This window comes from Serratia sp. MMO-28, assembly GCF_037199905.1.
In the GTDB taxonomy this organism is placed as follows: Bacteria; Pseudomonadota; Gammaproteobacteria; order Enterobacterales; family Enterobacteriaceae; genus Chania; species Chania oryzae.
In genome coordinates, this window is the sequence record NZ_JBBCVB010000044.1 from 1 (window position 1) to 26,456 (window position 26,456).

General features: G+C 53.0%; 30 protein-coding genes and 1 pseudogene. 18 read left to right on the forward strand and 13 right to left on the reverse strand.

What is annotated here, in order from left to right:
* Window positions 1-689 precede the first annotated feature (689 nt).
* Window positions 690-2,201 (forward strand): dipeptide/tripeptide permease DtpA, encoded by a 1,512-nt coding sequence (dtpA, locus tag WG891_RS24915; protein ID WP_443006103.1) that lies wholly within the window; start codon window positions 690-692, stop codon window positions 2,199-2,201.
* Window positions 2,202-2,347: 146 nt separating this feature from the next.
* Window positions 2,348-3,241 (forward strand): class A beta-lactamase, encoded by an 894-nt coding sequence (bla, locus tag WG891_RS24920; protein ID WP_337262438.1) that lies wholly within the window; start codon window positions 2,348-2,350, stop codon window positions 3,239-3,241.
* A gap of 13 nt (window positions 3,242-3,254) precedes the next feature.
* Here the strand turns inward: bla and WG891_RS24925 are convergent, their stop codons facing one another.
* Window positions 3,255-4,109 (reverse strand): aminoglycoside phosphotransferase family protein, encoded by an 855-nt coding sequence (locus WG891_RS24925; protein WP_337262437.1) that lies wholly within the window; start codon window positions 4,107-4,109, stop codon window positions 3,255-3,257.
* A gap of 137 nt (window positions 4,110-4,246) precedes the next feature.
* Here WG891_RS24925 and WG891_RS24930 point away from each other — a divergent pair, with 137 nt between their 5' ends.
* On the forward strand, window positions 4,247-4,624 hold the full coding sequence (locus WG891_RS24930) for a RidA family protein (RefSeq protein ID WP_337262436.1): 378 nt from the start codon (window positions 4,247-4,249) through the stop codon (window positions 4,622-4,624).
* Between the two features lie 23 nt (window positions 4,625-4,647).
* Here WG891_RS24930 and WG891_RS24935 read toward each other — a convergent pair whose 3' ends face one another.
* A complete protein-coding gene (locus WG891_RS24935) occupies window positions 4,648-4,959 on the reverse strand; it encodes a hypothetical protein (protein WP_337262435.1) in 312 nt (103 codons plus the stop codon).
* 201 nt (window positions 4,960-5,160) lie between these two features.
* Between WG891_RS24935 and WG891_RS24940 the strand changes: the two genes are divergently transcribed.
* The 4 genes and pseudogenes from WG891_RS24940 (at window position 5,161) to gstA (ending at window position 7,238) form a co-directional block, all read left to right on the forward strand.
* Complete coding sequence (locus tag WG891_RS24940) at window positions 5,161-5,430, forward strand: hypothetical protein (RefSeq protein WP_076940134.1); 270 nt, start codon at window positions 5,161-5,163, stop codon at window positions 5,428-5,430.
* Window positions 5,423-6,118, forward strand: a complete 696-nt coding sequence (locus WG891_RS24945) for an HD domain-containing protein (protein WP_443006109.1) — start codon at window positions 5,423-5,425, stop codon at window positions 6,116-6,118. The genes WG891_RS24940 and WG891_RS24945 overlap by 8 nt, the downstream gene beginning before the upstream one ends.
* 71 nt (window positions 6,119-6,189) lie before the next feature.
* Complete coding sequence (locus WG891_RS24950) at window positions 6,190-6,453, forward strand: DUF3811 domain-containing protein (RefSeq protein WP_337262433.1); 264 nt, start codon at window positions 6,190-6,192, stop codon at window positions 6,451-6,453.
* A 179-nt stretch (window positions 6,454-6,632) separates the two neighbouring features.
* Window positions 6,633-7,238: pseudogene (gene gstA, locus WG891_RS24955) on the forward strand (glutathione transferase GstA).
* Window positions 7,239-7,276: 38 nt separating this feature from the next.
* On the opposite strand, the gene pdxY reads toward gstA, so the two are convergent.
* From pdxY to anmK, 5 genes are all read right to left on the reverse strand, one after another.
* Window positions 7,277-8,137, reverse strand: a complete 861-nt coding sequence (gene pdxY, locus WG891_RS24960; protein WP_076940137.1) for a pyridoxal kinase PdxY — start codon at window positions 8,135-8,137, stop codon at window positions 7,277-7,279.
* A 97-nt stretch (window positions 8,138-8,234) separates the two neighbouring features.
* Complete coding sequence (gene tyrS, locus WG891_RS24965; protein ID WP_337262432.1) at window positions 8,235-9,509, reverse strand: tyrosine--tRNA ligase; 1,275 nt, start codon at window positions 9,507-9,509, stop codon at window positions 8,235-8,237.
* 195 nt (window positions 9,510-9,704) lie between these two features.
* Complete coding sequence (pdxH, locus tag WG891_RS24970; protein WP_076940139.1) at window positions 9,705-10,358, reverse strand: pyridoxamine 5'-phosphate oxidase; 654 nt, start codon at window positions 10,356-10,358, stop codon at window positions 9,705-9,707.
* A 64-nt stretch (window positions 10,359-10,422) separates the two neighbouring features.
* Window positions 10,423-10,722, reverse strand: coding sequence for an MliC family protein (locus tag WG891_RS24975; RefSeq protein ID WP_337262431.1), 300 nt, complete (start codon window positions 10,720-10,722; stop codon window positions 10,423-10,425).
* A 45-nt stretch (window positions 10,723-10,767) separates the two neighbouring features.
* A complete protein-coding gene (gene anmK, locus WG891_RS24980; protein ID WP_337262430.1) occupies window positions 10,768-11,889 on the reverse strand; it encodes an anhydro-N-acetylmuramic acid kinase in 1,122 nt (373 codons plus the stop codon).
* 370 nt (window positions 11,890-12,259) lie between these two features.
* On the opposite strand from anmK, the gene WG891_RS24985 reads away from it, so the two are divergent.
* A complete protein-coding gene (locus WG891_RS24985; protein ID WP_337262429.1) occupies window positions 12,260-12,724 on the forward strand; it encodes a glycine zipper 2TM domain-containing protein in 465 nt (154 codons plus the stop codon).
* A 98-nt stretch (window positions 12,725-12,822) separates the two neighbouring features.
* Here WG891_RS24985 and slyA read toward each other — a convergent pair whose 3' ends face one another.
* Window positions 12,823-13,254 carry a transcriptional regulator SlyA gene (slyA, locus tag WG891_RS24990; RefSeq protein ID WP_337262428.1) on the reverse strand — a complete coding sequence of 144 codons (432 nt, stop codon included), beginning with the start codon at window positions 13,252-13,254 and terminating at the stop codon, window positions 12,823-12,825.
* 180 nt (window positions 13,255-13,434) lie between these two features.
* On the opposite strand from slyA, the gene WG891_RS24995 reads away from it, so the two are divergent.
* From WG891_RS24995 to WG891_RS25005, 3 genes are read left to right on the forward strand one after another with little or no spacing between them, the layout of a single operon-like run.
* Window positions 13,435-13,671, forward strand: coding sequence for a DUF1656 domain-containing protein (locus WG891_RS24995; protein ID WP_197091712.1), 237 nt, complete (start codon window positions 13,435-13,437; stop codon window positions 13,669-13,671).
* A gap of 3 nt (window positions 13,672-13,674) precedes the next feature.
* On the forward strand, window positions 13,675-14,538 hold the full coding sequence (locus WG891_RS25000) for an HlyD family secretion protein (protein WP_337262427.1): 864 nt from the start codon (window positions 13,675-13,677) through the stop codon (window positions 14,536-14,538).
* Window positions 14,539-14,541: 3 nt separating this feature from the next.
* Window positions 14,542-16,575: an FUSC family protein gene (locus WG891_RS25005; RefSeq protein ID WP_337262426.1), complete on the forward strand. Its 2,034-nt coding sequence runs from the start codon at window positions 14,542-14,544 to the stop codon at window positions 16,573-16,575.
* Between the two features lie 15 nt (window positions 16,576-16,590).
* On the opposite strand, the gene sodC is transcribed toward WG891_RS25005, so the two are convergent.
* The 4 genes from sodC to WG891_RS25025 all read right to left on the reverse strand — a co-directional run bounded on the left by sodC (window position 16,591) and on the right by WG891_RS25025 (window position 18,982).
* A complete protein-coding gene (sodC, locus tag WG891_RS25010; protein WP_337262425.1) occupies window positions 16,591-17,112 on the reverse strand; it encodes a superoxide dismutase [Cu-Zn] SodC in 522 nt (173 codons plus the stop codon).
* Window positions 17,113-17,453: 341 nt separating this feature from the next.
* The gene (locus tag WG891_RS25015) at window positions 17,454-18,350 is read right to left on the reverse strand and encodes an aldo/keto reductase (RefSeq protein ID WP_337262424.1); all 897 of its coding nucleotides are present in this window, start codon (window positions 18,348-18,350) and stop codon (window positions 17,454-17,456) included.
* A 99-nt stretch (window positions 18,351-18,449) separates the two neighbouring features.
* Window positions 18,450-18,689, reverse strand: coding sequence for a DUF1289 domain-containing protein (locus tag WG891_RS25020; protein ID WP_337262423.1), 240 nt, complete (start codon window positions 18,687-18,689; stop codon window positions 18,450-18,452).
* A 41-nt stretch (window positions 18,690-18,730) separates the two neighbouring features.
* A complete protein-coding gene (locus tag WG891_RS25025; RefSeq protein ID WP_337262422.1) occupies window positions 18,731-18,982 on the reverse strand; it encodes a hypothetical protein in 252 nt (83 codons plus the stop codon).
* Window positions 18,983-19,083: 101 nt separating this feature from the next.
* Here WG891_RS25025 and eptA point away from each other — a divergent pair, with 101 nt between their 5' ends.
* The 5 genes from eptA (at window position 19,084) to rnt (ending at window position 23,958) form a co-directional block, all read left to right on the forward strand.
* Entirely contained in the window at window positions 19,084-20,721 is a 1,638-nt protein-coding gene (eptA, locus tag WG891_RS25030) for a phosphoethanolamine transferase EptA (RefSeq protein ID WP_337262421.1), read from the forward strand.
* Window positions 20,722-20,842: 121 nt separating this feature from the next.
* Window positions 20,843-21,448 carry a TetR/AcrR family transcriptional regulator gene (locus WG891_RS25035; protein WP_337262420.1) on the forward strand — a complete coding sequence of 202 codons (606 nt, stop codon included), beginning with the start codon at window positions 20,843-20,845 and terminating at the stop codon, window positions 21,446-21,448.
* Between the two features lie 82 nt (window positions 21,449-21,530).
* On the forward strand, window positions 21,531-22,628 hold the full coding sequence (locus tag WG891_RS25040; protein WP_337262419.1) for an alkene reductase: 1,098 nt from the start codon (window positions 21,531-21,533) through the stop codon (window positions 22,626-22,628).
* A gap of 173 nt (window positions 22,629-22,801) precedes the next feature.
* Window positions 22,802-23,209, forward strand: a complete 408-nt coding sequence (gene gloA / locus WG891_RS25045) for a lactoylglutathione lyase (protein ID WP_337262418.1) — start codon at window positions 22,802-22,804, stop codon at window positions 23,207-23,209.
* 68 nt (window positions 23,210-23,277) lie between these two features.
* Window positions 23,278-23,958, forward strand: coding sequence for a ribonuclease T (rnt, locus tag WG891_RS25050; protein WP_076940155.1), 681 nt, complete (start codon window positions 23,278-23,280; stop codon window positions 23,956-23,958).
* A gap of 69 nt (window positions 23,959-24,027) precedes the next feature.
* On the opposite strand, the gene WG891_RS25055 is transcribed toward rnt, so the two are convergent.
* Complete coding sequence (locus WG891_RS25055; RefSeq protein ID WP_197091718.1) at window positions 24,028-24,378, reverse strand: Grx4 family monothiol glutaredoxin; 351 nt, start codon at window positions 24,376-24,378, stop codon at window positions 24,028-24,030.
* A gap of 404 nt (window positions 24,379-24,782) precedes the next feature.
* Between WG891_RS25055 and WG891_RS25060 the strand changes: the two genes are divergently transcribed.
* Window positions 24,783-25,589: a C40 family peptidase gene (locus tag WG891_RS25060; RefSeq protein WP_337262417.1), complete on the forward strand. Its 807-nt coding sequence runs from the start codon at window positions 24,783-24,785 to the stop codon at window positions 25,587-25,589.
* Between the two features lie 250 nt (window positions 25,590-25,839).
* The gene (sodB, locus tag WG891_RS25065; RefSeq protein WP_076940157.1) at window positions 25,840-26,418 is read left to right on the forward strand and encodes a superoxide dismutase [Fe]; all 579 of its coding nucleotides are present in this window, start codon (window positions 25,840-25,842) and stop codon (window positions 26,416-26,418) included.
* Window positions 26,419-26,456 lie beyond the last annotated feature (38 nt).

Consider the following 26,456-nt stretch of genomic DNA (forward strand, 5'->3'; position numbering starts at 1 on the left):
CTCCCACGGGCTTGGTGTCCCAGAGGGCGTACGTGCTGCCACGCCGGGTAAGAACACGGTACAACCTATCTTTTTACATCAACTACAAACATACAAGGGAACTGGTTAGCCGTAACTGACAAGTATTACCCTGCCGTAACGATCTTTTGTCAAAAAAGTGATGTCACGCTGTCTTGCCAGCGCTAGCCCTACCGATTTTGCCGCGAAGCGTAGGGTTGAGATATTTTCAATAAAAAAATTAGGCAAGAATTGCCCATCCCATCACGTTTTCACAATCACATTCCGTTTACATACTTTCTGCTGTTTTCCCAAATTTCGATAATTTTACAAAAATCAATTTATGCATCATGATCGGTCAGGTTATAGCAATAGACTATTTACATAAGCTGGATAATTTTAAATTAGCAGGATATATCACTTTAAAAATAAATATCCTGTAATAATCAAAACAAAAAATCGATATGTATGGGGAATACAAACGTTAATGCTGCATAAAATTTGCAACATGGTTGTATCACATCACGCAAGTTATCTGTAACAGAACATGTCAAAAAGCTTGCCTCGTTGACAAAGATAGTGAACATTACCCGCCGTCATTTAATCCTATAACAAGCAAAGGATGCAGCCCTGCATCACTTTTGCTCTTTCCCGTCGTGATAATACGGGCAGTGAAAAAACCAGAGGTCCCAGTGTCAACTGCAAACAACAAACAAGCAGAAAGCGTCAGTCTTAACGCTTTCAAACAGCCAAAGGCGTTCTACCTGATCTTCTCGATTGAACTCTGGGAACGTTTTGGCTATTACGGTCTGCAAGGCATCATGGCCGTCTATCTGGTCAAAATGCTTGGCCTGAGCGAAGCCGACTCCATTACCCTGTTCTCTTCTTTCAGCGCGCTGGTGTATGGCTTCGTGGCCATTGGCGGTTGGCTGGGGGATAAAGTTCTCGGTTCAAAGCGAGTGATCGTACTGGGGGCGATGGTTCTGGCCGCCGGTTATGCCATGGTGGCCTACTCAGGCCACGATGTGTTCTGGGTTTATCTGGGTATGGCGACCATTGCCGTGGGCAGCGGCCTGTTCAAAGCCAACCCTTCTTCCCTGCTGTCTACCTGCTATGAGAAAGACGATCCGCGTTTGGACGGTGCATTTACCATGTACTATATGTCCGTCAATATCGGTTCATTCTTCTCTATGCTGGCTACGCCTTGGCTGGCGGCCAAGTATGGCTGGAGCGTCGCCTTCTCGCTGAGCGTGGTGGGCATGCTGATCACTCTGGTCAACTTTATGCTGTGCCACGGCTGGGTTAAGCAACACGGCTCAAAGCCCGACTTTCAGCCGCTGCAGGTGCGTAAGCTGCTGATGGTTCTGGTTGGCGTGGTTGCGCTGATCGCCATCTCAAGCTGGCTGCTGCATAACCAGACCATTGCGCGCTGGGCGCTGGCGATCGTTTCTGTCGGGATCGTGATCGTGTTCGCCAAGGAGACCTTTGCACTGCACGGTGCCGCTCGCCGTAAGATGATCGTGGCATTCCTGCTGATGCTGGAAGCGGTGGTCTTCTTTGTGCTGTACAGCCAGATGCCAACGTCTCTCAATTTCTTCGCCATCCACAACGTTGAGCACAGCATTCTGGGCGTTGCCTTTGAGCCAGAACAGTATCAGGCGCTGAACCCCTTCTGGATCATGCTGGCCAGCCCGATCCTGGCGGCACTGTATAACAAGATGGGCGATCGCCTGCCAATGCCGCACAAGTTTGCCTTCGGTATGATCCTGTGCTCCGGGGCATTCCTGGTGCTGCCGTGGGGTGCCAGCTTTGCTAACGATCAGGGCATTGTGTCAGTTAACTGGCTGATCCTGAGCTATGCGTTGCAAAGTATCGGTGAACTGATGATTTCCGGCCTGGGCCTGGCGATGGTGGCACAACTGGTGCCGCAACGCCTGATGGGCTTTATCATGGGATCCTGGTTCCTGACCACCGCTGCCGCTGCGCTGATTGCCGGCAAGGTGGCGGGGCTGACCGCGGTGCCAAGTGATATCAACGATGCGCATGCCTCACTGGCTATCTATAGCCACGTGTTTATGCAGATCGGTATCGCTACCGCCGTTATCGCCATCCTGATGATGCTGACGGCACCGAAGCTGTATCGCATGACGCTGGATACGGCAGAAGATACTGAAGCCAAAGCGCAGGCGGCTACCGCTCACTGATGTCGGTCGCCATTGCATAAAAAACGCCGGGGCTGATAACTCCGGCGTTTTTTATAGGAGCCTAACTATTTTCTCGTCACCACGGCACATAACCCCCTGAATCAGCATATAATAGAGCGCAAAATAACCAACAAGGACGATACCCTATGTCATTCTCTCCCCTACGCCGCAAATTGCTTTTAGCTGCGGCTACTATACCTGCAATCAGTGCGCTCACTCCTCTGCTGGCGTATGCCGCCAACACATCGTTACAGCAAGCTCAGCAACAGCTCACGGCGCTGGAAAAAGCGTCTGGCGGCCGTCTGGGAGTGGTTGCCATCAATACCGCCGATGGTACAACGTTGCAACTGAACGGCGGCCAACGCTTTCCGTTCTGCAGCACCTTCAAAGTGATCGCTGCCAGTGCCATTTTGCATCACAGCCTGAACAACAACGGCTTTATGCAGCAGCGTATTCGTTACCAGAAAAGCGATCTGGTGGCTTATTCCCCCATCACAGAGAAACACCTCGACGGCGGTATGACCGTGGCTGAGCTCTGTGCCGCCGCGCTTCAGTACAGCGATAACACCGCCGTCAATCTGCTGATGAAACAGCTCGGTGGGCCTGCGGCCATTACCGCCTACGCACGCAGCATCGGCGACAGTACATTCCGGCTCGATCGCTGGGAAACTGAACTCAACAGCGCGATCCCAGGTGATGAGCGGGATACCACCACGCCAGCGGCCATGGCGGCCAGTTTACAGAAACTGACCTTAGGCAATGCGTTGCCGCAGGCGCAGCGCGAACAGTTGGTGGCATGGATGAAAGGCAACACCACGGGGGATAAACGCATCCGGGCGGGCGTGCCAGCCGGTGCGATCGTGGCGGATAAAACCGGGGGTGGCGATTACGGCACCACGAATGACATCGGCATCGTTTGGCGTGAGAACCGTGCACCAGTGGCGATCGTCGTGTATTTCACGCAACCCCAGCAGGATGCCAAAGCCAACAATGAGGTGATCGCTGCGGCGGCGCGGATTGTCAGCCAGGCGTTTGCTTAACCTCTAGCGCTATTCAGAGACGTTCGATCACCGGCAGGATAAACCCCGGATCCCCTTGCGGCAGCGTGATGCCCAGCGCACGCGCTGCCAGCTCAGCCACACGGAAGTCGATATCAGCGGCTTCGCCATCTTCCAGAAACCAGGCGGCGGAAAGCCCGGCCCAGGCCAGGATCCATTGCAACAGACGGCTACGTTCCAGCCTGGCCAGTGTACAAATCTGCTCCACGCGGCGGTGAAAGATATCGGGATCGGTGGCAATGCCGTAATTGGGGTTGCAGAAGATGTTGGCATAGTCAAACCCACGTTCGCCGTACAGGCGTTTAGGGTCGATCGCCAACCAGCCGCGCTCGGCAAAATCCAGCACGTTGTCATGATGGATGTCGCCGTGCAGCACGCCTTGTTCACGTGGGCTCGTCAGTAATTCTGCCGCGGCCGTGGCGCTCAGCCGCAGCAGCCCGCCGTGGGCCTGGGCTGCTGGCCACAAGGCGTTAAACCATTGATGCAGAGGGATCAGATCCGGAAAGGGCGCAGTGCGCGGTGCGTGCAGTTGGCTAATCACCTGGCACAAAATTTCGGTTGCCCGTTCATCTTGACCGCTGCGCACCATCTGCGCCAGTGAGGCTTGGCCCAGCGCCCGCTCCAGCAGGATAGCGTCTTCATGCCAGGCGAATACGCGCGCGGCTCCTTCTCCCTGCCACCAGCACATCAACAGGTTGCCGAACTTCTCTTCCTGTTCACGGGCGATCTTCAACATGGCTGGCAACCCTTGATAGCGTACCGGCATCAGCAAGCTGCTGTGAGTGGTGAAAGCATCACCATCCGGCTCAAGCTGCCAGCGTTGCAGATAAGGCGAAAATGCCTGGTTCATGCCCTTGGTGCATCCTTATTGCGAGAACGACTCACTGGGATGATAGTATTGCCGGGCAACATACTGCAAAAATTTTGTCAGCGCAGTTTCCCCGGGGATAGTGCGATTATTTTTTGAAAGATCTGGTGGGGTTTGTCATGTCATTAATAAAACGTATCAATTATCCGCAATTACCCAAGCCTGGCGGGCCTTACGTGCATGCAGTCCGCCATGCCAGCACCTTGTACATCTCGGGCTTAACCGCGTTCGCCACCGAAGCACAGGGGCATAGCGCCTCGCACCAGGCGCGCGCCATACTCGAGCAGTTGGCCACCATCGCGGCCAGCGAAGGGACCAACCTCAAATCGCTGGTCAAAATCAGCGTCTTTCTGACCGATATCGCCGATCTGGCGGCGATTCGCGAAGTGCTGTTCGATTATCTGGATGGTGCGCTGCCAGCGTGCTCATTGATGGCCGTCAGCGCCCTGTTTTCACCCCAGCTTAACGTTGAGATCGAAGCGATTCTCGCCCTGTGAATCTGGGGCGCAATTATGCGCCCTTAAAGTGCAACCACTTCATCAACCTGATGATGAAAAACGTAAGGATCGGAAATCAGGGCAAAAGCCTCATCGTCTGGGTAAGTCACCGCAACATGATAGTCCTCACCGGCAAAACATCTGATGGCCTGCCATGACTCCCAATAGGTGGCCAGAAAAAAATGAGCATACTCGCCCTGAATTTCCTGTCTGACAAAAGCCCCACAATTGCCCGCAATAGATTCAGCGTGCTGAACGCCGGTAACCGCCAAATGCTCGGCAAATCCTTGTTGATAGGCTATAGGCACACAGCCGTGCCAAGTTCTGACGATCATAACTCACCAATTGAATATAAAATCGAAAATAATGAATAAATAACCTATCATGTTTTTAACGCTCTACAACATCCCCTGGCATGATTTTTATACAAAGACAGTAAAAGCAAAAAAACTGCTGTTACCGCAGGCTCTCGCTATGCCGCCGACAGAAATATTCTGGTAATTTACTGGTGAGACACCGATCACAACTGGATGATTATGCGGCAAAAACCGGTTCTGCACGAAGCCAGGCAGTTAAAACGCCTTAACGCAGCCACACGGCGGCAGTCACACGTCTATAAATGGATTGCCCTGATCGCCGGATTGGATGCGCTATTGGTGTTCGGGTATGACCGGGATATGCGCAATGTGACTTTTTCCACCGTAGTAGCGCTGGTATGCGGCTACTTGTGGATCCGCGATCGCAACAAAGCACGCAGTTACCGGCGTGAATACGATCGTAAATACGGCCAATCTCATGATGGTTAGCCCCACGAATCAGGAGTTATCTGTGCTTTCTTCCCTATTACCAACAGGATTGCTGCTCCCCTTTCAGCCCTATCAGGAATTGGCTCACGCCTTGTTACCGCTGACGCTTGATAGTGATGATGGTGCTCACGATATCGCCCATTTGCACCGCGTGTGGAAAAACGTCCGCCAGATCAGCCGTGATGAAGGGGGCGATCTGCGCATTCTTTGTGCAGCGGTTCTGTTGCATGACTGTGTGGCGGTAGAAAAGAACTCACCACAGCGCCCGCAGGCTTCACGTCTGGCAGCAGAAAAGGCGGCCACCATGCTGGCTGCGCTCGGTTGGGCTGCCACAGATATCGAAAAAACGGCGCATGCGATCGAGGCACACAGTTTTTCTGCTGCCATTCTCCCGCAAACGCTAGAGGCCAAAATTCTGCAGGATGCCGATCGGCTTGATGCGCTGGGCATGATTGGCGTCGCCCGTTGCTTTTACATCGGTGGCCGCCTGCACCGCGCGCTTTACGATGCTGCCGACCCGCTTGCACAGCGGCGTGAGTATGACGATCGGCGTTTCACTCTGGATCACTTTGAAACCAAGTTGTTTAAACTGCAGGATGGGTTTCAAACCTCAACCGGCCGACGCATGGCCGCACAGCGTACGGCACGCATGCGTCGCTTCCTGAGCGAACTTCAAGAAGAAGTTTGATAACTGCGCTGCAATATTTATGACGTAAATCCTGTACACTGCAAGTCAACTTCACAAGACAGGTGGCGAAAATGAAGAAACTGACGCTGAAAGACATGACAGAAAGCGAACAACGTGAAGTAAAAACCGAGCTGGACAGAGCACGAAAAAACCAAGGTCGTCCGTTGACCAACGCCGAACAGAACAAAGTGAAAGACGAGGCTATTGAGCGCATTATGGCCGCACGTGAAAAAATTGCCAAAGCAACCCGGGCAGAACGCAAAGCCAATCGCGTGCAACCCACAAGCGCAACTTTTAGCTGGACAGCCTCCATCAGCACCCGCCCACATCGTTAAACGAGACCCCGCCTCTGCGGGGTTTTTACTTATCAGCACCAGGCTCACCAGAACCACGACCGTTGGAAATATCATCCGTTAATTAAATTTTCTTGGTAAAACCGCTGTAATTTTAGCGCCAGAGAACTAGGATGAGAGGTTAGACATGTCTGTCACTCGTCACTATCAAGGAGTTTTCGATGAAATTGTTCTATAAAGCTGGCGCCTGTTCTTTATCACCACACATCATTCTGCGCGAAGCCGGGTTAGACTTTACGGCAGAAAAAGTCGATTTGGCGCAGAAGAAAACGGAAAGCGGCGCCGACTATCTGGCAATCAATCCAAAGGGACAAGTCCCAGCATTAGTGCTTGACGACGGTAGCCTGCTGACCGAAGGTGTCGCGATTGTGTAGTATCTGGCAGACCGCGTACCGGATCGTAACCTGATCCCGGCGGCGGGCACACTCTCTCGCTACCACGCGATCGAATGGCTGAACTATGTGGCAACCGAATTACACAAGGGTTTCAGCCCGCTGTTTAACCCGCAAACGCCGGGCGAATACAAAACCATGGTGCGGGCAAAGCTGGAGAGCCAGTTCAGCTATCTGGATTCCGTGTTGGAGAAACAGCATTATCTGCTCGGCAGCCGCTTCAGCGTGGCGGACGCTTACCTGTTTACCATTCTGGGTTGGGCGTTCCATATGCAGTTCGATCTGAAGAAGTACCCACATCTTTCTGCCTATTACGAACGTGTCGCGGCTCGCCCTGCGGTAGAGGCCACGTTACGTGCGGAAGGTCTGAAATAATCATTCATCCCCCGGCGCACCTGGCCGGGGGATTGCGACTACAGTTTTACCGCTTTAAAGCTGCAATCCGGCGTAACGATACGATCCTGCGCGGCAACGACCTGCAGTTCGTACTCGCCCATGGCCTGCGTCACCCGCATCACGTCATAAACTGCCGCAGTAACGTGTTCCAATGCTTTATCCAGCGCCACGCCCTGCAACAGATTCACCAGTAACAAACCACTGGTCAGATCGCCCACGCCCACCGGCTGACGCGCACCAAAGTCCACCAACGGGCGGCTGATATGCCAGGCTTCATCACGCGTCACCAGCAGCATCTCAAAACAGCCGATATCATACCCGGCGCGGCTAAGGTGTTTCACCAACACCACTTGCGGGCCTTTGGCGATCAGCTCACGAGCCGCCTTGACCGCCTGTTCCACGCTGCTGATTTCCTGCCCACTCAGCAGTTCCAGCTCCAGCAGGTTTGGTGCCACCATGTCGCTGCATGACAGCGCCTGTTGGCACAGAAACTCGGCAACGCCCGGCGCCACAATGCAGCCCTTTTCCGGGTGCCCCATGACCGGGTCGCAAAAATACCAGGCTTTGGGATTGGCCTGCTTCACCTGCCGCACAATCTCCAGAATGTGGCTGCCCTGCTCCGGTGAGCCGATATAGCCACTCAGCACCGCGTCACAATCTTTCAGCTTATCAATCGCCGCAATCCCCTGCGCAATGTCGGTCAGATGGCTGGCGGGCATCACGCAGCCGGTCCATTCACCGTACTGCGTATGATTGGAAAACTGCACGGTGTTCAACGGCCAGACGTTGACCCCCATCCGGCGCATAGGAAACTCTGCCGCACTGTTCCCTGCGTGACCAAAAACCACATGCGATTGTATAGAAAGAATATTTTTCATCAAAACGACCTGACCATAGACACCGTCACAGGGAATATTCGCTCCCTGACCCCGTCAAAATAAAGGGGCCATCACGGCCCCTTACATACCTGGCTTATTATTGCCAATCAACCAGACAGTAGTGCTTTTTACCGCGACGCAGCAGCGTGTAGCGGCCAAACAGACGATCGCCATCGGTAAACTGGTATTCTGGATTAGCCTGTTTCTCGCCGTTGATGGTCACCGCATTGGAGCTAATCATGGTGCGCGCCTGGCCGCGAGACGGCACCAGTTCCGCATTGACCAGCGCCTGCTGCAGATCGGCATCGCTTTCCAGCTTGATGGTCGGCATGCCGTCCTGTGCCAATTGCGCAAAGTCTGCGGCGGTCATGTCATGCAATGCGCCAGAGAACAGGCTCTGGGTAATGCGCTTGGCTGCCGCCAGCCCTTCTGGGCCATGCACCATGCCGGTGACTTCTTCCGCCAGCACGTACTGAGCGCGCGGTGCTTTGCCGCTGTTCTTGTCTTCCTCTTCCAGCGCGTTGATCTCTTCGATGCTCAGGAAGGTGAAGAACTTCAGGAAGCGATACACATCGGCATCTGCGGTGTTGATCCAGAACTGGTAGAACTTGTACGGGCTGGTTTTCTCCGGTGCCAGCCAGACTGCGCCCCCCTCGGTTTTGCCGAATTTGGTGCCATCCGCTTTGGTGATCAACGGCACCGTCAGGCCAAACACCTGCTTCTGATGCATACGACGGGTCAGATCGATACCCGAGGTGATGTTACCCCACTGATCGGAACCGCCAATCTGCAGCTCAACCTGATGGCGGTTGTACAGTTCGGCAAAGTCAAAACCCTGCAGCAGGTTATAAGAAAACTCGGTGAAAGAGATGCCTGAATCATCGCGGTTCAGACGCTGTTTCACCGCTTCCTTGTTGATCATCTGGTTAACCGAGAAATGTTTACCGATATCACGCAGGAAGCTCAGCACGTTCATGCTGCCGAACCAGTCGTAGTTGTTCGCTGCGATCGCGCTGTTGCTGCCGCAATCAAAATCGAGGAAAGGAGAAACCTGTTTACGGATTTTTTCGACCCATTCGTTAACCGTTTCCGTGGTGTTCAGCTTGCGCTCCGCGGCTTTAAAGCTGGGATCGCCAATCATACCGGTGGCACCACCGACCAGCGCGACCGGCTTATGGCCAGCCAGTTGGAAACGCTTCAGGCACAGCAGAGGTACCAGATGGCCCAAGTGCAAGCTGTCAGCGGTCGGATCGAAGCCGCAATACAGTGCAATTGGCCCTTGCGCCAGCCGCTCTGCTAACGCTTCCTCGTCCGTCACCTGGGCTATCAGGCCCCGCTCTTGCAATTGTTGAATCAGGTTGATGCTAGCCATCAATTTCTCCATGTATAAACGAATGCACCTTTGCCGGTACACGGCCCTCGCCCATTGGCGAAAGAATAAAATTCGGGGTAGCGTTATACCCAATGCATTTCAAGCTGCAACCAGGGCACAGTTTGAAAAAACGAAGGGTATAGAATAAAGCGCCAGCGGCATCAGCACCAGCGCTTAAGGGGGATTTTCCGTCTGTCAGGGTGCCAGTCGGTCAATTTTCCAGTCATTTCCGTCCCGCTGATACAAAAAGCGGTCATGCAGGCGGTGTTCGCCCCCCTGCCAGAATTCGACAGAATCAAATTTGACCCGAAAACCGCCCCAGAAACTGGGTAATGGCACTTCGCCCTGCTGGAACTTTTGCTTCAGCTCGAGGAATTTGCTTTCCAACACGCCGCGCGCGGAAATGCGCGATGACTGCTGCGACACCCAGGCACCGATCTGGCTATCTTTAGGGCGACTGCTGAAATACTTCATCACCTCCAGCGTCGACAAACGCTCGGCCTGACCGAGGAAGATCACTTGGCGATCGAGCATGTGCCATGGAAACAGCAGGCTGATACGCGGGTTTTTCGCCAATTGTTGCGCCTTGCGGCTGCCCAGATTGGTGTAAAACACCAGCCCCTGGTCATCAACGTGCTTGAGCAGCACAATACGCTGAAAAGGCTGCCCCTGCTCATCCACCGTGGCCACGCACATGGCGGTAGGATCGGCCAGGCGTGCCTCACAGGCCTGTTTCAACCAACGTTCGAACAGCTCGAGAGGATTAGCGGTCAGATCGCTGCGGCGCAGGCCACCACGGGTGTATTCGCGGCGCAGGTCCGCAACATCAAACTCATTATTATCAGTCATCTGGGTTATCAACCAACCGGTGAATTCGTCGGGACATTCTGCGCCTGCGGCGGCAGAATCTCAATTAATCTGATGCCAACACGCAGTCACTCATGATCACCCTGCCGTTGCGTTCAACAAACGCATGGGGCCCTTTCGTCCAGAATCTGTACTTGCCGTCGCTGTATTGAGCCTCTGCGACCCGTGGCAGCTGCAGCCGCTCTCCATCCATCAGGAAGCTGGCCGTGTTCTCTTCAGCATTCAGCGCCACGGTCAGCGGTGTCGTGCCACACTGATAATGCAACGTCTGATTGTTCTTCTGCGGTATCACATGGCTACAACCCGCCAACAGCAGAACCACAACGGTAATCGCGATCTTCTTCATGGTATTGCTCCTTGGGACATTCAACCTTCGTTTATCCTAACAGAGCTAATGGTGGCCCAATGGCAAAACCGGATAAATCCCACCCAGCAGCGTTTCGTGACTGGCGCCGGTCACCGAAGGCAGGTTGCCAGGTAGCCCGGAAAGCGTCCTGAAAGCCAGCCAGGCAAAGGCCAGCGCCTCCATCGCATCACCACTGGCCCCAAAGCGGTCGGTCGAGGCCACTTCAGTGCCCGGTAACAGGGCAGACATCCTGGCCATCAGTGCTGGATTGCGCGCGCCACCCCCGCACACCAGCAGCCGTTCGCACCCCCCTGCCAGCAGCACCTGTTCGCAGATGGTAGTTGCCGTCAGTTCCACCAGCGTCGCCATCACATCCACCGGGCTGATCCCTGGCAGCATAGCCAGTTGCTGCTCCAGCCAACTGATGTTGAAGTATTCACGCCCGGTGCTTTTCGGCGCTGGCAACGCAAAATAGGGATCGGTCAGCATCTGCTGCAACAGCGGCAGGCAGACCCGCCCTTCCATCGCCCAGAGGCCATCTTTATCATAGGGTTGCGCACGATGCCGCCATACCCAGGCATCCAGCAGCATGTTGCCCGGCCCGGTATCAAAACCGCGCACCGGAACCCCAGGCAACAGCAACGAAAGATTGGCGATGCCGCCAATATTCAGCACCATGCGCCGTTCCATAGGATGAGCCAGCAGCGCCTGGTGAAACGCCGGCACCAGTGGTGCGCCCTGGCCACCATAGGCCATATCGCGCCGCCGGAAGTCGCCCACGGTGGTGATATTGGTCAGCGCGGCCACGCGGTTGTTGTCACCCAATTGCAGAGAAAAGCGCATAGCGCCTTCTGGCTCATGCCACACCGTTTGCCCGTGACAACCAATGGCGGTGATTTCATGCGCTGGAATATCGGCCTGTTTCAGCAAGCCCAAGACCGCTTCACCAAACAGGTTGCCCAATTGCGCATCTAACCGACCAACGGCCGCCAGCGTGGTCTGCTGCCCCTGGCACATCCCCAAAATATCCTTCTTCAATTGAACCGGCATAGGGTGATGATAGCTGGCCTGCTGCGCCACCATACGCCCGTCAATTGCGGCAAGCACCACATCAACTCCATCCAGACTGGTACCAGACATAACACCGATATAGCGGCCTGACTTCATAGCAATATCCTTTTTATCCCTACGGGGCTGAAAACAGATAACTGATTAAATAAATAAACCAGAATTCCACGATTAACGCCATGAATTATGATGATTTTTTACACTCTGTCAGCCAAATGGCTATTTTAGGCTGGCAAAGGGCGACACGAGCGGTAATTAATAACAACAAAAAATTACGCTTATTTTCCCCCTGCTCTGTTATAAAGCTAAACCACCGTTTATTATTGGTTGAAGAGAGAAAAGTTAAGCTGTGCACAGTAGCAAGTTATCGAGATATCGTGTGCGTTCAGCCCTACTTGTTGAAACATTTTCATTAAGCCTGACTTAGGCAATTTGCCCGAATCGGGATTACCAACCGCAGGAGTTTTATATGATCAAGCGTTTTCTCGTCGTTGCTCTCGCCGGAATCACGCTGGCAGGATGTGCAGACCCTACAACATCCGGTGATGTTTATTCAGCCTCTCAGGCCAAACAAGTTCAGACCGTCACCTTTGGTACCTTAGTGTCAGTACGCCCGGTACAAATTCAGGGGAGTGAAACGGCAAACACCATTGGCGCTATCGGTGGTGCCGTACTGGGTGGTCTCCTGGGGAATACCGTTGGCGGCGGTACTGGCCGCACGCTGGCAACAGCGGCAGGCGCGGTCGCCGGTGGCGTAGTGGGTAACAGCGTAGGGAGCGTTGCTGCCCGTTCTAATGGCGTCGAACTGGAAATCAGAACCGACAATAAAGAGAACATCGTTGTGGTTCAAAGAGCGGGTGCCACTCAATTCAGCCCAGGGCAACGTGTCCGTATGGCGCGAAACGGCAGCACCGTTACCGTTTCCCCTCTGTAATCGCTTAATGCTTTCCTGAACCTAAAACCGGAGGCGCTTAACCTCCGGTTTTATCGTTGCTGCTGTGGAAAGATGGCTCAAGAAAGTCGCTAAGTTTGTTATTTTTCTTGCAGTTCAATGATGTTTTGTTCGAGTTTATCAATCAAACCGACCAAAAGTTTGACTTCATCTGCCGAGATCCCGTTGAGGATTTCACCGCGGGTCAAGGTGATCACATTGTCCACTTCGCGGATAATCGGCTCGGCAGCTTCGGTCAGTTTGATGCGCTTCGCACGCCGATCGTTTGCACAGATATGGCGGGTGATCAGGCCCTTTTCTTCCAGTTGATCCAAAGTCCGCACCAGAGAAGGTTGTTCAATACCAATCGCCTTTGCGAGTTGGATTTGCGACTGCTCAGGCGGTAACCGATTGATATTGTACAAAGTAACCCAATGTGTTTGAGTGAGTTCCAGCGGTTTGAGCCGATGGTCGATCAACGCACGCCAGACACGAACCAAACGTGCTAAATCTGAACCTAAAGTTGACTCCACTTCCCCCTCCTTATAATTAGCATGCTAACATTACACCCCAGAGTGTAGACTATTTTGGGTAAGTCATATTAAAAACACAAATGTATATAATCTATATTGTAAAAATAGCCACCCAATTTAGCAGTAATTGGTTATCCTCTAGGCAAATATCTATCATATTCACTCATAGGGATTGTTAATGTGAATGCATCCTGGTTCCACTCTGCATCACCCCTACCCGATTTGGTACTCGGTGCCTCGCTTTATTTTCCTCCCATATTTAAAGCGTTTCTGCTCGGGTTAGTATTTTGGCTGCTGATTCACCATCTGTTGCGTGACTGGATCTATTCTGGCGAAATCTGGCACCCCATGTTGATGGATCTGTCCATTTTCGTCATTGCCGTCAGCGGCGCCCTGTGGATTTTAGCGAGTTGGTAGCTTATGAAGCATAAGACATTAAAATACTTTTCGACGGTTATTATTTGTGCCATTGCGCTCTGCGCTGGTTGGTGGCTATGGAATTACTACATGCAGTCCCCCTGGACACGTGATGGAAAAGTACGCGCAGAGCTGGTCAATATCACCCCTGAAGTTTCTGGCCGCTTGGTGAAGATCAATGTTCAAGATAATCAATTTATCGCAGCGGGAAGCCTGATTTTCAGCATCGACCCTGTTCCCTATCAGATCGCCCTGGATAATGCCGAAGCCGCTCTGGCAAAAGCGCAATCGGACATGGCCAAAGCCGACCATGAAGCGGCGCGGCGGCGCAACCTGCCGCATAACGTTATTTCCTCTGAAGATCTGGATGAATCCAATTTGGCCGCCGCAGCCATGAAAGCGGCCTATAAGGCGGCTCAGGCCAATTTAGAACAGGCCAAATGGAATTTAAGTAAAACCCGTATTTATGCCCCCACCGACGGCTATATCACCAATCTGCAGACGCGTGTCGGTAACTATGCCACGGCGGGCACTCCGCTGGTGGCGCTGCTGGATATTCACTCCTTCTATGTACTCGGTTATTTTGAAGAAACCAAACTGCGGCACATAAAAGAAGGCCGCAGAGCGGACATCGTGTTATATAACGGCAATACGCCCCTGCAGGGTAAAGTCGAAAGTATTGGCCGGGCGATTTACGACCAGAGCGTTGAGAACAACAACAATTTATTAATGGACGTCAAACCCAATGTTCCCTGGGTACGTTTGGCACAGCGGGTGCCGGTAAGGATCAAATTGCTCAATGTACCGGACGATGTCCACCTGGTGGCGGGCACCACCTGTACCATTTCTATCCACACGCGGGATTAACCAGTGAATCTGCCTTTTCTTGAATGGCATCGCACTCCCTGGGGAAAGGCCAGCGGTGGGCAATGGCGTTATGCGCTGCGTAATTCGCTGGCCATGTGCCTGGCGCTGTGGATCGCTTTCGTTTTGCAACTCGATGAGCCCTATTGGGCACTCACCTCCGCCGCCGTGGTCAGCTTCCCCACGGTGGGAGGGGTTATCAGCAAAAGTATCGGGCGGATTTTTGGCAGCCTGATGGGGGCTATGGCCTCGCTGATCATTGCTGGCCATTGCCTGAACGATCCTTGGCTATTCGCCCTGTCGATTGCCACTTGGCTGGGATTTTGTACCTACATTTCCAACCACTATCAGAACAACGTTTCCTACGCTTTTGCCTTGGCTGGGTATACCGCCGCCATTATCGCGTTCAGCACGGTTAACGTTACCGATACGCTGGAGATCTTTGATATTGCCCAAGCGCGTGTCTGTGAGGTGATCACCGGTATCTTGTGCGGTGGACTGATGATGATGATCCTGCCCAGCACGTCCGACGGCGAAACCCTGCTGATCTCGCTGCGGCGCATGCATTTACGGCTGTTGGAACATGCTGCCATGCTGTGGCAGCCGGAAATCAGCCTGCGGATGCGCACTTCGCACGAAGGGGTGATTGGCCAGATCCTGACGATGAACGTTCTGCGCATTCAGGCTTTCTGGAGCCACTATCGGTTACGCCGGCAGAATAATATTCTCAACTACATGCTGCACCAGCAATTGCGCATTACCAGCGTGATCTCCAGCCTGCGGCGCATGTTGCTGAATTGGCCGGACCAACCGGCCAACCTGGCAGCGGTGTTGGATCAACTGTTGAAAGAGTTACGTAACCCCGACACCGATAAATACCGCCTGGCGCATATCCTGCAGCTTATCGCACCACATGATCCTGCCGATTACCGCCATCGCGCTTTTTTCCTGCGTTTACGGCATTTCTGCTGGCTTTATCTGCGTTGCAGCCGCTGGTTACAACGGCTGGAGAATGCCACCCCGGCCAGCGAGATCAAACCACCGCGCGTCACCGCGCTGGCTCGCCATACCGACAGCTATGAAGCCGCCTACAACGGCTTGCGCACCTTTTTGTGTATTCTGATTGGTTGCGCTTTCTGGATCGGCACCCAATGGGACTCGGGCAGTTCGGCGCTGACCATGACCGCTATCAGTTGCGTGCTCTACTCCTCCACGCCTTCACCGACCAAGTCCGTCGCCAATTTGCTGAAAGCCGTTTCCTTGCTTTCCGTTTTCTGCTTTTTGATCAAGTTCGGCCTGATGATTCAGATCGATGATTTCTGGTTATTCTGCGCCTTTCTGTTCCCAGTTCTGGTGACGATGCAGATGATGAAACTGCAGCATCCCCCTTACGCACCGCTGTGGGGACAGTTGATCGTGTTTATGGGATCGTTTCTCGCCGTCACGAATCCCCCCAGCTATGATTATCAGTCGTTTATAAACGACAGCATCAGCAAAATTGTCGGGGTGTTATTGGCTGGGTTAGCCTTCCAGCTCCTGCGCCCCAGTTCAGACAAGCGCAAAAGCCGCCGAATTATTCGCGCATTACGCCGTGATTTTATCGATCAGTTAAGCAGAAAACCCCAGCAGAACGAGAGTCAGTTTGAGTCTCGTATTTATCACCGTATCAGTCAGTTGAATCAAAGCCAGGATCAAGAAGCCCGCACCTGGCTGCTCCGCTGGGGCGTGGTGCTCCTGAACTGTAGCCACATCGTCTGGCAATTGCGTGAATGGCAAACCCGCTCGGATCCGCTTTCCGCCGTGCGTGATGTCTGTATTCATTGTCTGAAGGGCATTATGACGGAGAAAGGGGTCCAACACAGTTCGCTGGACGCGACGCTACAAGAGTTGCAGCGCATGAGTCACGTGTTGGCACAGCATCCTGAACAGGCCGCTCGCGATTTGGCCGGATTGATTTGGCGGTTATATTGCTCGTTGCAGCAGCTAAAACAGGCGATTTCACCGCCAGAGGCGGCAGCAATGACGCCCGCGACATCTTAACGCGGGCGGATATATTTACTTGATGACACCACAGGCAAAGCGTTCGCCCCCACCACCCAACGGCTTCGGATGGTCGGAATGGTTATCGCCCCCGGCGTGAACCATCAGGGCTTTGCCTTCGATTTCACTGATTTTCTTCAACCGCGGAGCCAGAACCGGATCGTTAGACATGCCGTCATTCATTACGTAGATGGCGGGCAAATCGCCCAGATGCCCATCGGCGTAAGGCCCAAGGTGCTTGCCAGTTTTCTGCGGATCAAAATGCCCACCCGCCGCCAGCGCAGCAACCGCTTTACCGTCCTTCATCCCCGGTTCACAACTGCCCTTTTCATGCACGTGAAAACCATGCACGCCACCAGGCAGTGCCTTAAGCTTCGGGGTAAATAGCAGGCCGTAAGGTGTTTCGCTGATAGTGATTTTACCAATGTCCTGCCCAATTCCCTGCGCAGTCACCAGATTCATTTCAACATCAACCGTAGCGGCCTGAGCAACGCCGCAGGCCACCAGCCCTAATGCTGCACACCAAAAACGTTTCATCAATCAACCTCCATGCGATAGTTGTAACAGAGTACTCAGTATAGAGGGTCTAGGGAATTAATCAATTTGCTTTAAATTTAATTAATCATACGGATTTATAATTAAACCCTCAGTTAATTATTTATTACTTTCAATGAATTATATATTCATCAAAATAATAATTGATTGATAAAAACACGTATTAAAGTCTATGAGAAAATAGGAAAATCAACCGGAGTTAATTCTAACCAGAATAGATAGGGCTTATTAACTATGGCGTAATCAGCAGGGGATTTTATTTTCGTAACATCTCACCAGAATATTAACCGGGCAATACTACATTGCCCGGCCACGAGCAAAGCTTAAGGTACGTCGTAACCCAATGCCGCTTTGCGGATACGGAACCACTGCTGGCGATTCATTTCCAACTCGCATGCCTGAATTGCTGAGCGTACGCGTTCAATCTTACCAGAACCGATAATCGGCAATGGCATAGACGGCAGGCGCATCACCCAGGCATAAACCACCTGTTCAATGGTCTCCGCGCCAATTTCCTGCGCCACAGCCTGAAGTTCGTCGCGCAACGGCTGGAATTCCGCATCGCTGAACAGTCGGCCACCGCCCAGGCAGGACCAGGCCATCGGCTTAACGCGCAGTTGCTGGCATTGATCCAAGGTGCCATCCAGGATCGTGGGTTGATGAATCGGCGAAATTTCCACCTGATTGGTCACCAGTGAGAACGGCAGGCGCGACTGCAGTAACGTAAACTGAGCCGGAGTGAAGTTGGAAACACCGAAATGGCGTACCTTGCCACTTTTATGCAGCGCGACAAAGGCTTCGGCCACTTCGTCGGCATCCATCAACGGATCGGGCCGATGGATCAGCAGCAAATCCAGATAGTCGGTATGCAGGTGGGTTAACGACTGTTCGGCACTCTGTACGATGTGATCGCGATCGGTAATGTAATGGCCTATCGGGTTACCCGGCTTGGCAGTGGTCGCAATCCCGCATTTCGACACCAGCTCCATCCCTTGGCGCACCGAAGGTTTCAGCCTGATCGCCTCACCAAACGCCTGCTCACAGGCATAGCCACCGTAAATATCAGCGTGATCGGCCGTCGTCACACCCAATTCAAGGTGCTGTTCAATGAACGTCAGCAGTTGCTGGGGCGACATCCCCCACTCCATTAATCGCCAGTATCCACAAATCATTTGGGAAAATTCAGGCCCCTGCGGCGCAAGCTTAATCCGATTCACCATGTTTAAAACCTCATGAAATTAATTTGCGTCAGCATACACAAGCGCCCATAAGGTAGGAAGCCACAAAACGGCTTTAAGCTGTGTCAGATCGGGAAATAATTAAAAAAGTGAAGGTTGTTCCGGCGGGGTTTCATCAGCGGGTTTACTGACGCGCTGCATACGCAGATAACGCTGCCGGCATAAGCGCAACACCTCGCGTTTCTGTGCGTCGTTCATTTGCATCCAGCCAAAGCGCTCCTCGCGGCTGCGTAGGCAACCACGGCAGAAACCGCGCTCATCGGCTTGGCAAATACCGCGGCACGGGCTGGGTATGTCAAAAAACTCAAGTTGCTGCGCCACACGACCTCCTGCGTTCCGGCTGTGTTCCACACAACCTTATGTTAATTGAAGCTGCCATCAGCAGCGATGGCAAGTGGCTTTTCGCCATGGCGGCGAAAATAGTCGCGCAGATAATGCAGCGCCTGGCGGGTTTTCTCCGGCAGCACCCGTTCCAGCGTCAATGCATGCAGGCGGAATGTTGCTGGCCGCCATTCGGGCAGCAGAGCGATGAACTCCCCTCGGCGCAGTTCATCACTGATTTCATACAGCGGTTGGCCGGAAATCCCCAACCCCATGCGCGTAAAGGCGCGCATCAACTAGGGCTGCCCCCTAGCGCGCTGAATCTCTAAGGTTATCTTAAGTTTCATTTGGTAGATTTCAGCGCATTACACCCTGGCAGGATTCAGATTTGGCCATGCAGTTACGTCGCTTATTACAGTGCAACAGCCTGGGATTTATTCTTTCCAGCGCATTATTTTTTACCTTATTCCACAACGCGCTCTTTCTGTTTACCGCTTGGTCATACATCACCTTCGATAACATCCATAGCGTTATTTTTGCCGCCACCATGCCCGTGGTGATTTTCTGTGCGCTAAATATTATTTTTAGCGTACTGACCGTCCCTTTCCTGCGCAAACCCCTGATCATCTTTCTGCTGATCGGCAGCGCTGCCAGCAATTACTTTATGTTCAGCTACGGCACCGTGATCGACGGCAACATGATGCAGAACGCCTTTGAGACTAACTCGCAGGAAGCGAGCGCCCTGCTGACGCCACGTATGGGGTTGTGGCTGCTGCTACTGGGGATTATTCCTTCGTTTGTGGTAGGTTTGGTGCAAATCCACAAAACCCGCCCTTGGTGGTACATGCTGGGCTTACGCGCGGCGAACGCCATGCTTTCCGCCGTCGTGATCCTGTTAATTGCCGCTTTGTTTTACAAAGACTATGCCTCGCTGATCCGCAACAACAAGAGCGTGGTGAAAATGCTCACGCCGTCCAACTTTGTGGCTGGCACGGTTAAATTTGCCGAGCACCGCTATTTCAGCCGCAATTTATCTTTGGTCAAGATTGGTGAAGATGCCCAGTTGGGCCCACTCATTCGTGGTCAGGAAAAAAAGACGTTGGTTGTCCTGGTGGTGGGCGAAACTGCACGGGCGGAAAATTTCTCGCTTGGCGGCTACCCACGCGCAACCAATCCGCGCCTGCTGCAGGACAACGTGGTGTATTTCAAAAACGCCAGTTCTTGCGGTACCGAAACGGCAATCTCCGTCCCTTGCATGTTCTCCAACATGCCACGCAGCGATTACGACGCCACGTTAGCCGCCCATCAGGAAGGCGTGATGGATGTTCTGGCCCATGCAGGGGTAAACGTACTGTGGCGTGACAATGACGGCGGCTGTAAAGGCGCCTGCGATCGTATCCCGCATATCGACATGACCAAACTGCAGTTACCGCAGTATTGTGAGGGCGATGTCTGCATGGACAATGTGCTGCTGCACAAACTGGATGACTACATCAATAGCCTGAAGGGCAATGGCGTGATCGTGCTGCATCAGATGGGTAGCCACGGGCCTGCTTATTATCGCCGCAGCACGCCTGAATTCCGCCAATTCACGCCGACCTGCGACAGCAACCAGATCCAGGATTGTACGCACCAGCAGTTGGTAAACACCTACGACAACTCGCTGCTGTACACCGATGCCATGCTGGATAACACCATCAAACTGTTGCAGCAGCACGGTGACCAATTCAATACCGCGCTGGTTTACCTTTCCGATCATGGCGAATCGCTGGGGGAAAACGGCATCTACCTGCACGGCACGCCTTATGTGTTCGCGCCTTCTCAGCAAACTCATGTGCCTTTCCTGATGTGGATGTCGGCAGAGTATGAACGCAATTTTGCGATCGATCGCCAATGCCTGAACCGGCTGGCTGAAAACGATAAGGTTTCGCAGGATAACCTGTTCCACACCCTGCTGGGCATGCTCAACGTGCAGACGCATGAGTATCAGCCTCATCAGGACCTCCTGCAGCACTGCCGCAGTCAGGCCTGAGGCAAGGCTTAACTTTTACAGGCCGCTAAGGCACAATAGCAGCGTTCTCAAGCCGGTACTTTTTGCCGGCTTTTTATTTTTCTTGACCTAGACCGATTGGTCTATTACGATCAATACCATTATGACGAAACCTGTGCATTGCAACGTGGATACACGTGAACATCTGCTCGCTACCGGCGAAAATCTCAGCCTGCGCCTTGGCTTTGCCGGTATGGGCCTGAGCGAATTGCTGGCAACGGCGGGCGTGCCTAAGGGTTCGTTTTACCACTATTTTCGTTCGAAAGAAGCCTTTGGCGAGGCGATGCTGCAGCGCTATTTTGAGCACTATGATGCTGAAATGCAGGCGTTGTTTGGCGATGTAAAACGCGATGCGCGCCATCAGCTATTAAGTTATTACGCGCAGGCCATCAGCCATCACTGCCTTAGCGAATGCCATAACGCCTGTTTGGCCGTGAAGCTTTCTGCCGAAGTCAGCGATCTGTCAGAACCGATGCGCCATGCGCTGGAAACCGGCACCGCGCGCGTCGTCGGTCATCTGCAAGACGCTCTTGAGCGAGGTGTGCGCGAAGGTTCGCTGATCATCGACATGAGCCCGTCGGTAACGGCAGAAACGCTCTACTCATTGTGGCTGGGGGCTTCGCTGCGTGCCAAAATCCGCCGCTCGGTTGCCCCGCTGACCAGCGCGCTGGAAACGATCGAATTACTGTTGCGCCCTGCACAACGCTAATCCCTTGATTGATTGTGAAAGTACCATTGCGATACAGGCTTTAATACCAACTAGTCGACCGGTCTATTAAATAGGATGCATTATGAAGATTGAAAAGTTGTTCTCTCCCCTGAAAGTTGGCGCTACAACACTGCCCAATCGTGTATTCATGGCCCCGCTGACTCGTTTACGCAGCATTGAGCCAGGCGATATTCCAACGCCATTAATGGCGGAATACTACGCACAGCGCGCCAGTGCTGGCCTGATCATTACCGAAGCGACACAGATTTCTTTCCAGGCGAAGGGTTATGCCGGTGCACCAGGGTTGCATACTCCAGAGCAGATTGCCGCATGGAAAAAAATCACCCAGGCCGTTCATGAGAAACAAGGGCATATCGCCGTACAGCTTTGGCACGTTGGCCGCATTTCTCACAGCAGCCTGCAGCCGGGCCAGCAGGCACCGGTCGCCCCTTCTGCAATCGCCGCCGAGAGCCGCACCACGATACGTGATGAAACCGGTGCCTGGGTACGTGTGCCCACCTCCACCCCGCGCGCCTTGGAAACAGCCGAGATCGCCGGGATCGTCAACGATTTCCGCCAGGCTGCCGCTAACTCACGTGAGGCGGGTTTTGATTACATTGAACTGCACGCGGCGCACGGTTACCTGCTGCACCAGTTCATGTCCCCGGCCTCCAACCAGCGTACCGACCAGTATGGTGGCAACATTGAAAACCGTACTCGCCTGACGTTGGAAGCGGTCGATGCCAGCATCGCCGAAATCGGTGCCGATCGCGTTGGCATCCGGATTTCACCGCTTGGCCCGTTCAATGGCCTGGATAACGGTGAAGATCAAGAGGAAGCGGCGCTGTATCTGATCGAAGAGTTGCATAAACGTGGCATTGCCTATCTGCACATCTCCGAACCCGACTGGGCCGGCGGTAAACCTTATTCCGCCGCGTTCCGTGATGCCGTTCGCGCCCGTTTCACAGGGGTGATTGTCGGAGCCGGCGCTTATACTGCCGAAAAAGCGGAAGAACTGATCGAAAAAGGCTTTATTGATGCCGTCGCCTTTGGCCGCAGCTACATTGCCAACCCGGATCTGGTAGAACGCTTCCAGCAGAAAGCACCGTTGAATGAGCCTCATGCCGACACCTTCTACGGCGGCGGTGCGGCTGGTTATACCGACTATCCAACCCTGTAAGTGACGCTTATCTGATACCCAGCCGGCCGCGCGTCGGCGGGTATCATTAGTGACAATGTCACACAAATTTATCCTGCACCACTTTCATTGAATTGCCTTATATGACAAGGCTATACTAATCCCTGCTTCAATCTACCTGCCGCCCACTGCGGCACTGCCAATCAGAGGAAATTATGCGCCTACTCCATACCATGATCCGTGTCGGTGACCTGCAACGCTCCATCGATTTCTATACCAAGGTATTAGGCATGCGCCTGCTGCGCACCAGCGAGAACACCGAGTACAAATATTCGCTGGCGTTTGTTGGCTATAGTGATGAAAGCGAAGGTTCCGTAATTGAACTCACCTACAACTGGGGCATCGACAGTTACGAGATGGGTTCTGCCTTCGGCCACCTGGCGCTGGGCGTTGATAATGTAGCAGCCACCTGCGACAACATCCGCAAGGCCGGCGGTAACGTGACCCGCGAAGCGGGCCCGGTCAAAGGCGGCACCTCGATTATCGCTTTCGTTGAAGATCCCGATGGTTACAAAATTGAGCTGATCGAAAACAAACATGCCGGCCAAGGCCTCGGCAACTGATGTTTCCCAGGGCGCAATTGTGCGCCCTTCTTTTATCTCCGCTGCATCAAGGCAATAAATTTGTCATAATGCGCGCTGCATTCGATGAAGATAAGAAACTGATGGCCGAAAAAAGTGATCTTAACGCCCTGAGTGGCCGTTTTCGTGGGTTTTATCCCGTTGTTATTGATGTAGAAACCGCTGGTTTTAATGCCCAGACCGATGCCCTGCTGGAAATTGCCGCCGTCACGTTAAAAATGGATGAAAACGGCTGGTTACAACAGGATGAAACCCTGCATTTCCACGTTGAACCTTTTGAAGGGGCGAATCTGCAACCGGCAGCGCTGGCTTTCAACGGTATCGATCCGCATAACCCGCTGCGCGGTGCGGTGAGCGAATATGATGCGCTGCACGCCATTTTCAAGGCCGTGCGTAAGGGCATCAAAGATCAGGGGTGTAACCGCGCGATTATCGTGGCGCACAATGCCAACTTTGATCACAGCTTCCTGATGGCCGCCGCTGAACGTGCCAGCCTGAAACGCAATCCCTTTCATCCGTTTGCCACCTTCGATACCGCCGCGTTAAGCGGGCTGGTACTGGGCCAGACCGTGTTGGCCAAGGCCTGTATCGCCGCCGGGATGCCGTTTGACAGCAGCCAGGCACATTCCGCGCTGTACGATACCGAGCAAACGGCCCTGCTGTTCTGTGAACTGGTTAACCGGTGGAAACGCCTCGGCGGCTGGCCGATCGGTAGCGATCACGCTGAGTAAACGCCATAAACAATTCGGGCGGCACCTGCAACAGGAGCCGCCCGACTTTATTCATCAACCCTTTCGCCTTTAAGGCTGCTGCTGGTCTTCTTGCTGCTTGTATTTCTCAGCCGTCTCTTTGATCAACGGTTGTAGTTCGCCGCGCTGATACATCTCGATAATGATATCGCAACCGCCCACCAGTTCACCGTCAACCCACAGCTGCGGGAAGGTTGGCCAATTGGCGTATTTTGGCAGTTCGGCACGAATATCCGGGTTTTGCAGAATATCAACATAGGCAAAACGCTCACCACAGGCTGAAAGTGCCTGGACCGCCTGCGCAGAGAAACCGCAGCTTGGCAATTTCGGTGAGCCTTTCATGTACAGCAGGATCGGGTTGGTCGAAATCTGCTGCTGAATTTTTTCAATCGTCGTCATTATTGCTTCCTCAAGCCACATCTTGGCTACAACATCGCATCAGCTATTGTAGCGGCTGGAACAGTATCAAGAAAACGCCATCTTTTGCAGGGACATTTCCGGTTACCGGACGAGCTCTGAAAACCGCACCATTCCGGTTAAAACATACTCACAGAATAACATTTTTAATCCGACTATTTCACTATTATATTTTCGCCATTGACGGGTGATGAATAATAAATCACGCCCTGATTTCCGATGTTTTTTTATACATCAACTGTTTGATATTACATCAGAAAAAATGCCATTAACGTTTTCTCACAATATGGGTGACTATTTATGAGTTCTCCACTGTTTTATATGGCGAATTTGGGGAATACTGTAACCCATTAGATTTCTGTTTTGAGGCCAAGGTTGGTAACGTCGACATGCGTTTAATTATTACGCTTTTTGCGCTGTTGTTCTCACAGCTCTTCTTCAATCTGGCGCACGCTGCGCCAAAGGCACATATTTCCGCCGAGCAGCGTAAAGGCCACGTTAATGAAGCCCGGCCGGACGATCGCAAGAAAAAGAAAGCGGATAAAGCCAGCAAGAAAGCGAAAAACGTTGCCCCACAGAAAACAGCAAAAGTAAAAACGCAGGCCGATAAGAAAACCACTCAGGTCAAATCAAAGAGTAAATCTACCCACACGGCCAGCATCAAAGTGACCCCACCGAAAAAGGGTTATAAGAAAGGCTATGGCCGCCATCGCGAGCCGGAGATGGCCACCGCAAAGCTGGCGAAGCATGAAAAACCACTGAAACTCAGCCCTGCACACAAAAAACGCTATCAGCATGCCAAGCAGACCGCCATGGCCAAACTGATGAGCCAGATGGGCAAACCTTACCAATGGGGCGGTTCTTCGCCACATACCGGGTTTGACTGCAGCGGCCTGATTTATTACGCCTATAAAGACGTGGTGAAAATCAAAATGCCGCGTACCGCCAATGAAATGTATCACCTGCGTGATGCCGCGCCGATCAAAAAGAGCGAGTTGGAGACCGGCGATCTGGTGTTCTTCCGCATCAACAACCGCGGCACTGCCGATCACGTTGGCGTGTATCTCGGTAACGGCAAGTTTATCCAGTCCCCGCGCACCGGCGAAGAAATCCGCGTCAGCCAGTTGGATAACGACTACTGGCAAAACCACTACATTGGTGCTCGCCGGGTTGTGACACCAAAAACTATCCGTTGATTTATCCCACCCGAGCAACGTCAAGTTGTGGCTTGAAGGGTGACGAGGGCGGCTGAACCCTCAGCCAGCCGCCCTTTCCTGCCGATGCTTTAATCAATCAGCCGCTTAACATGCTTTAAACCTTTTTTTCACCCGGAAAGTTGCTAAGATTATTGTCCATAAAAAACACACAACCCTTCTGTTTTCCTCCGTCAGCCATCGGGTTGGAGGGTAGCGGAACAATAGTGCTGTATATAAAAAGGAGAAAGCAATGTCGTTTGAATTACCTGCATTACCGTATGAGAAGAACGCTCTCGAACCGCACATTTCTGCAGAAACCCTGGAATACCACTATGGCAAACACCATAACACCTACGTGGTTAACCTGAACAACCTGGTGAAAGGCAGCGAGTTCGAAGGCAAAACCCTGGAAGAGATCATCAAGACCTCTACCGGCGGTGTGTTCAACAACGCAGCGCAGGTGTGGAACCACACCTTCTATTGGCATTGCCTGTCACCACAGGGTGGCAATGAACCAACGGGTGCCGTTGCTGATGCGATCGCCAAATCCTTCGGTTCTTTTGCCGCGTTTAAAGAGCAATTCACCGATGCCGCCGTGAAAAACTTCGGCGCAGGTTGGACCTGGCTGGTGAAAAAAGCGGATGGAACGCTGGCGATCGTCAACACCTCAAATGCGGCTACCCCGCTGACCGGTGAAGACAAACCGCTGCTGACCGTTGACGTGTGGGAACATGCCTACTACATCGACTACCGCAATGCGCGTCCAAAATACCTGGAAAACTTCTGGGCATTGGTCAACTGGGCATTCGTGGCAAAGAATCTGGCGTAACGGCCGGGATGTGATGTGATAACAAGGCGCAGCATGCT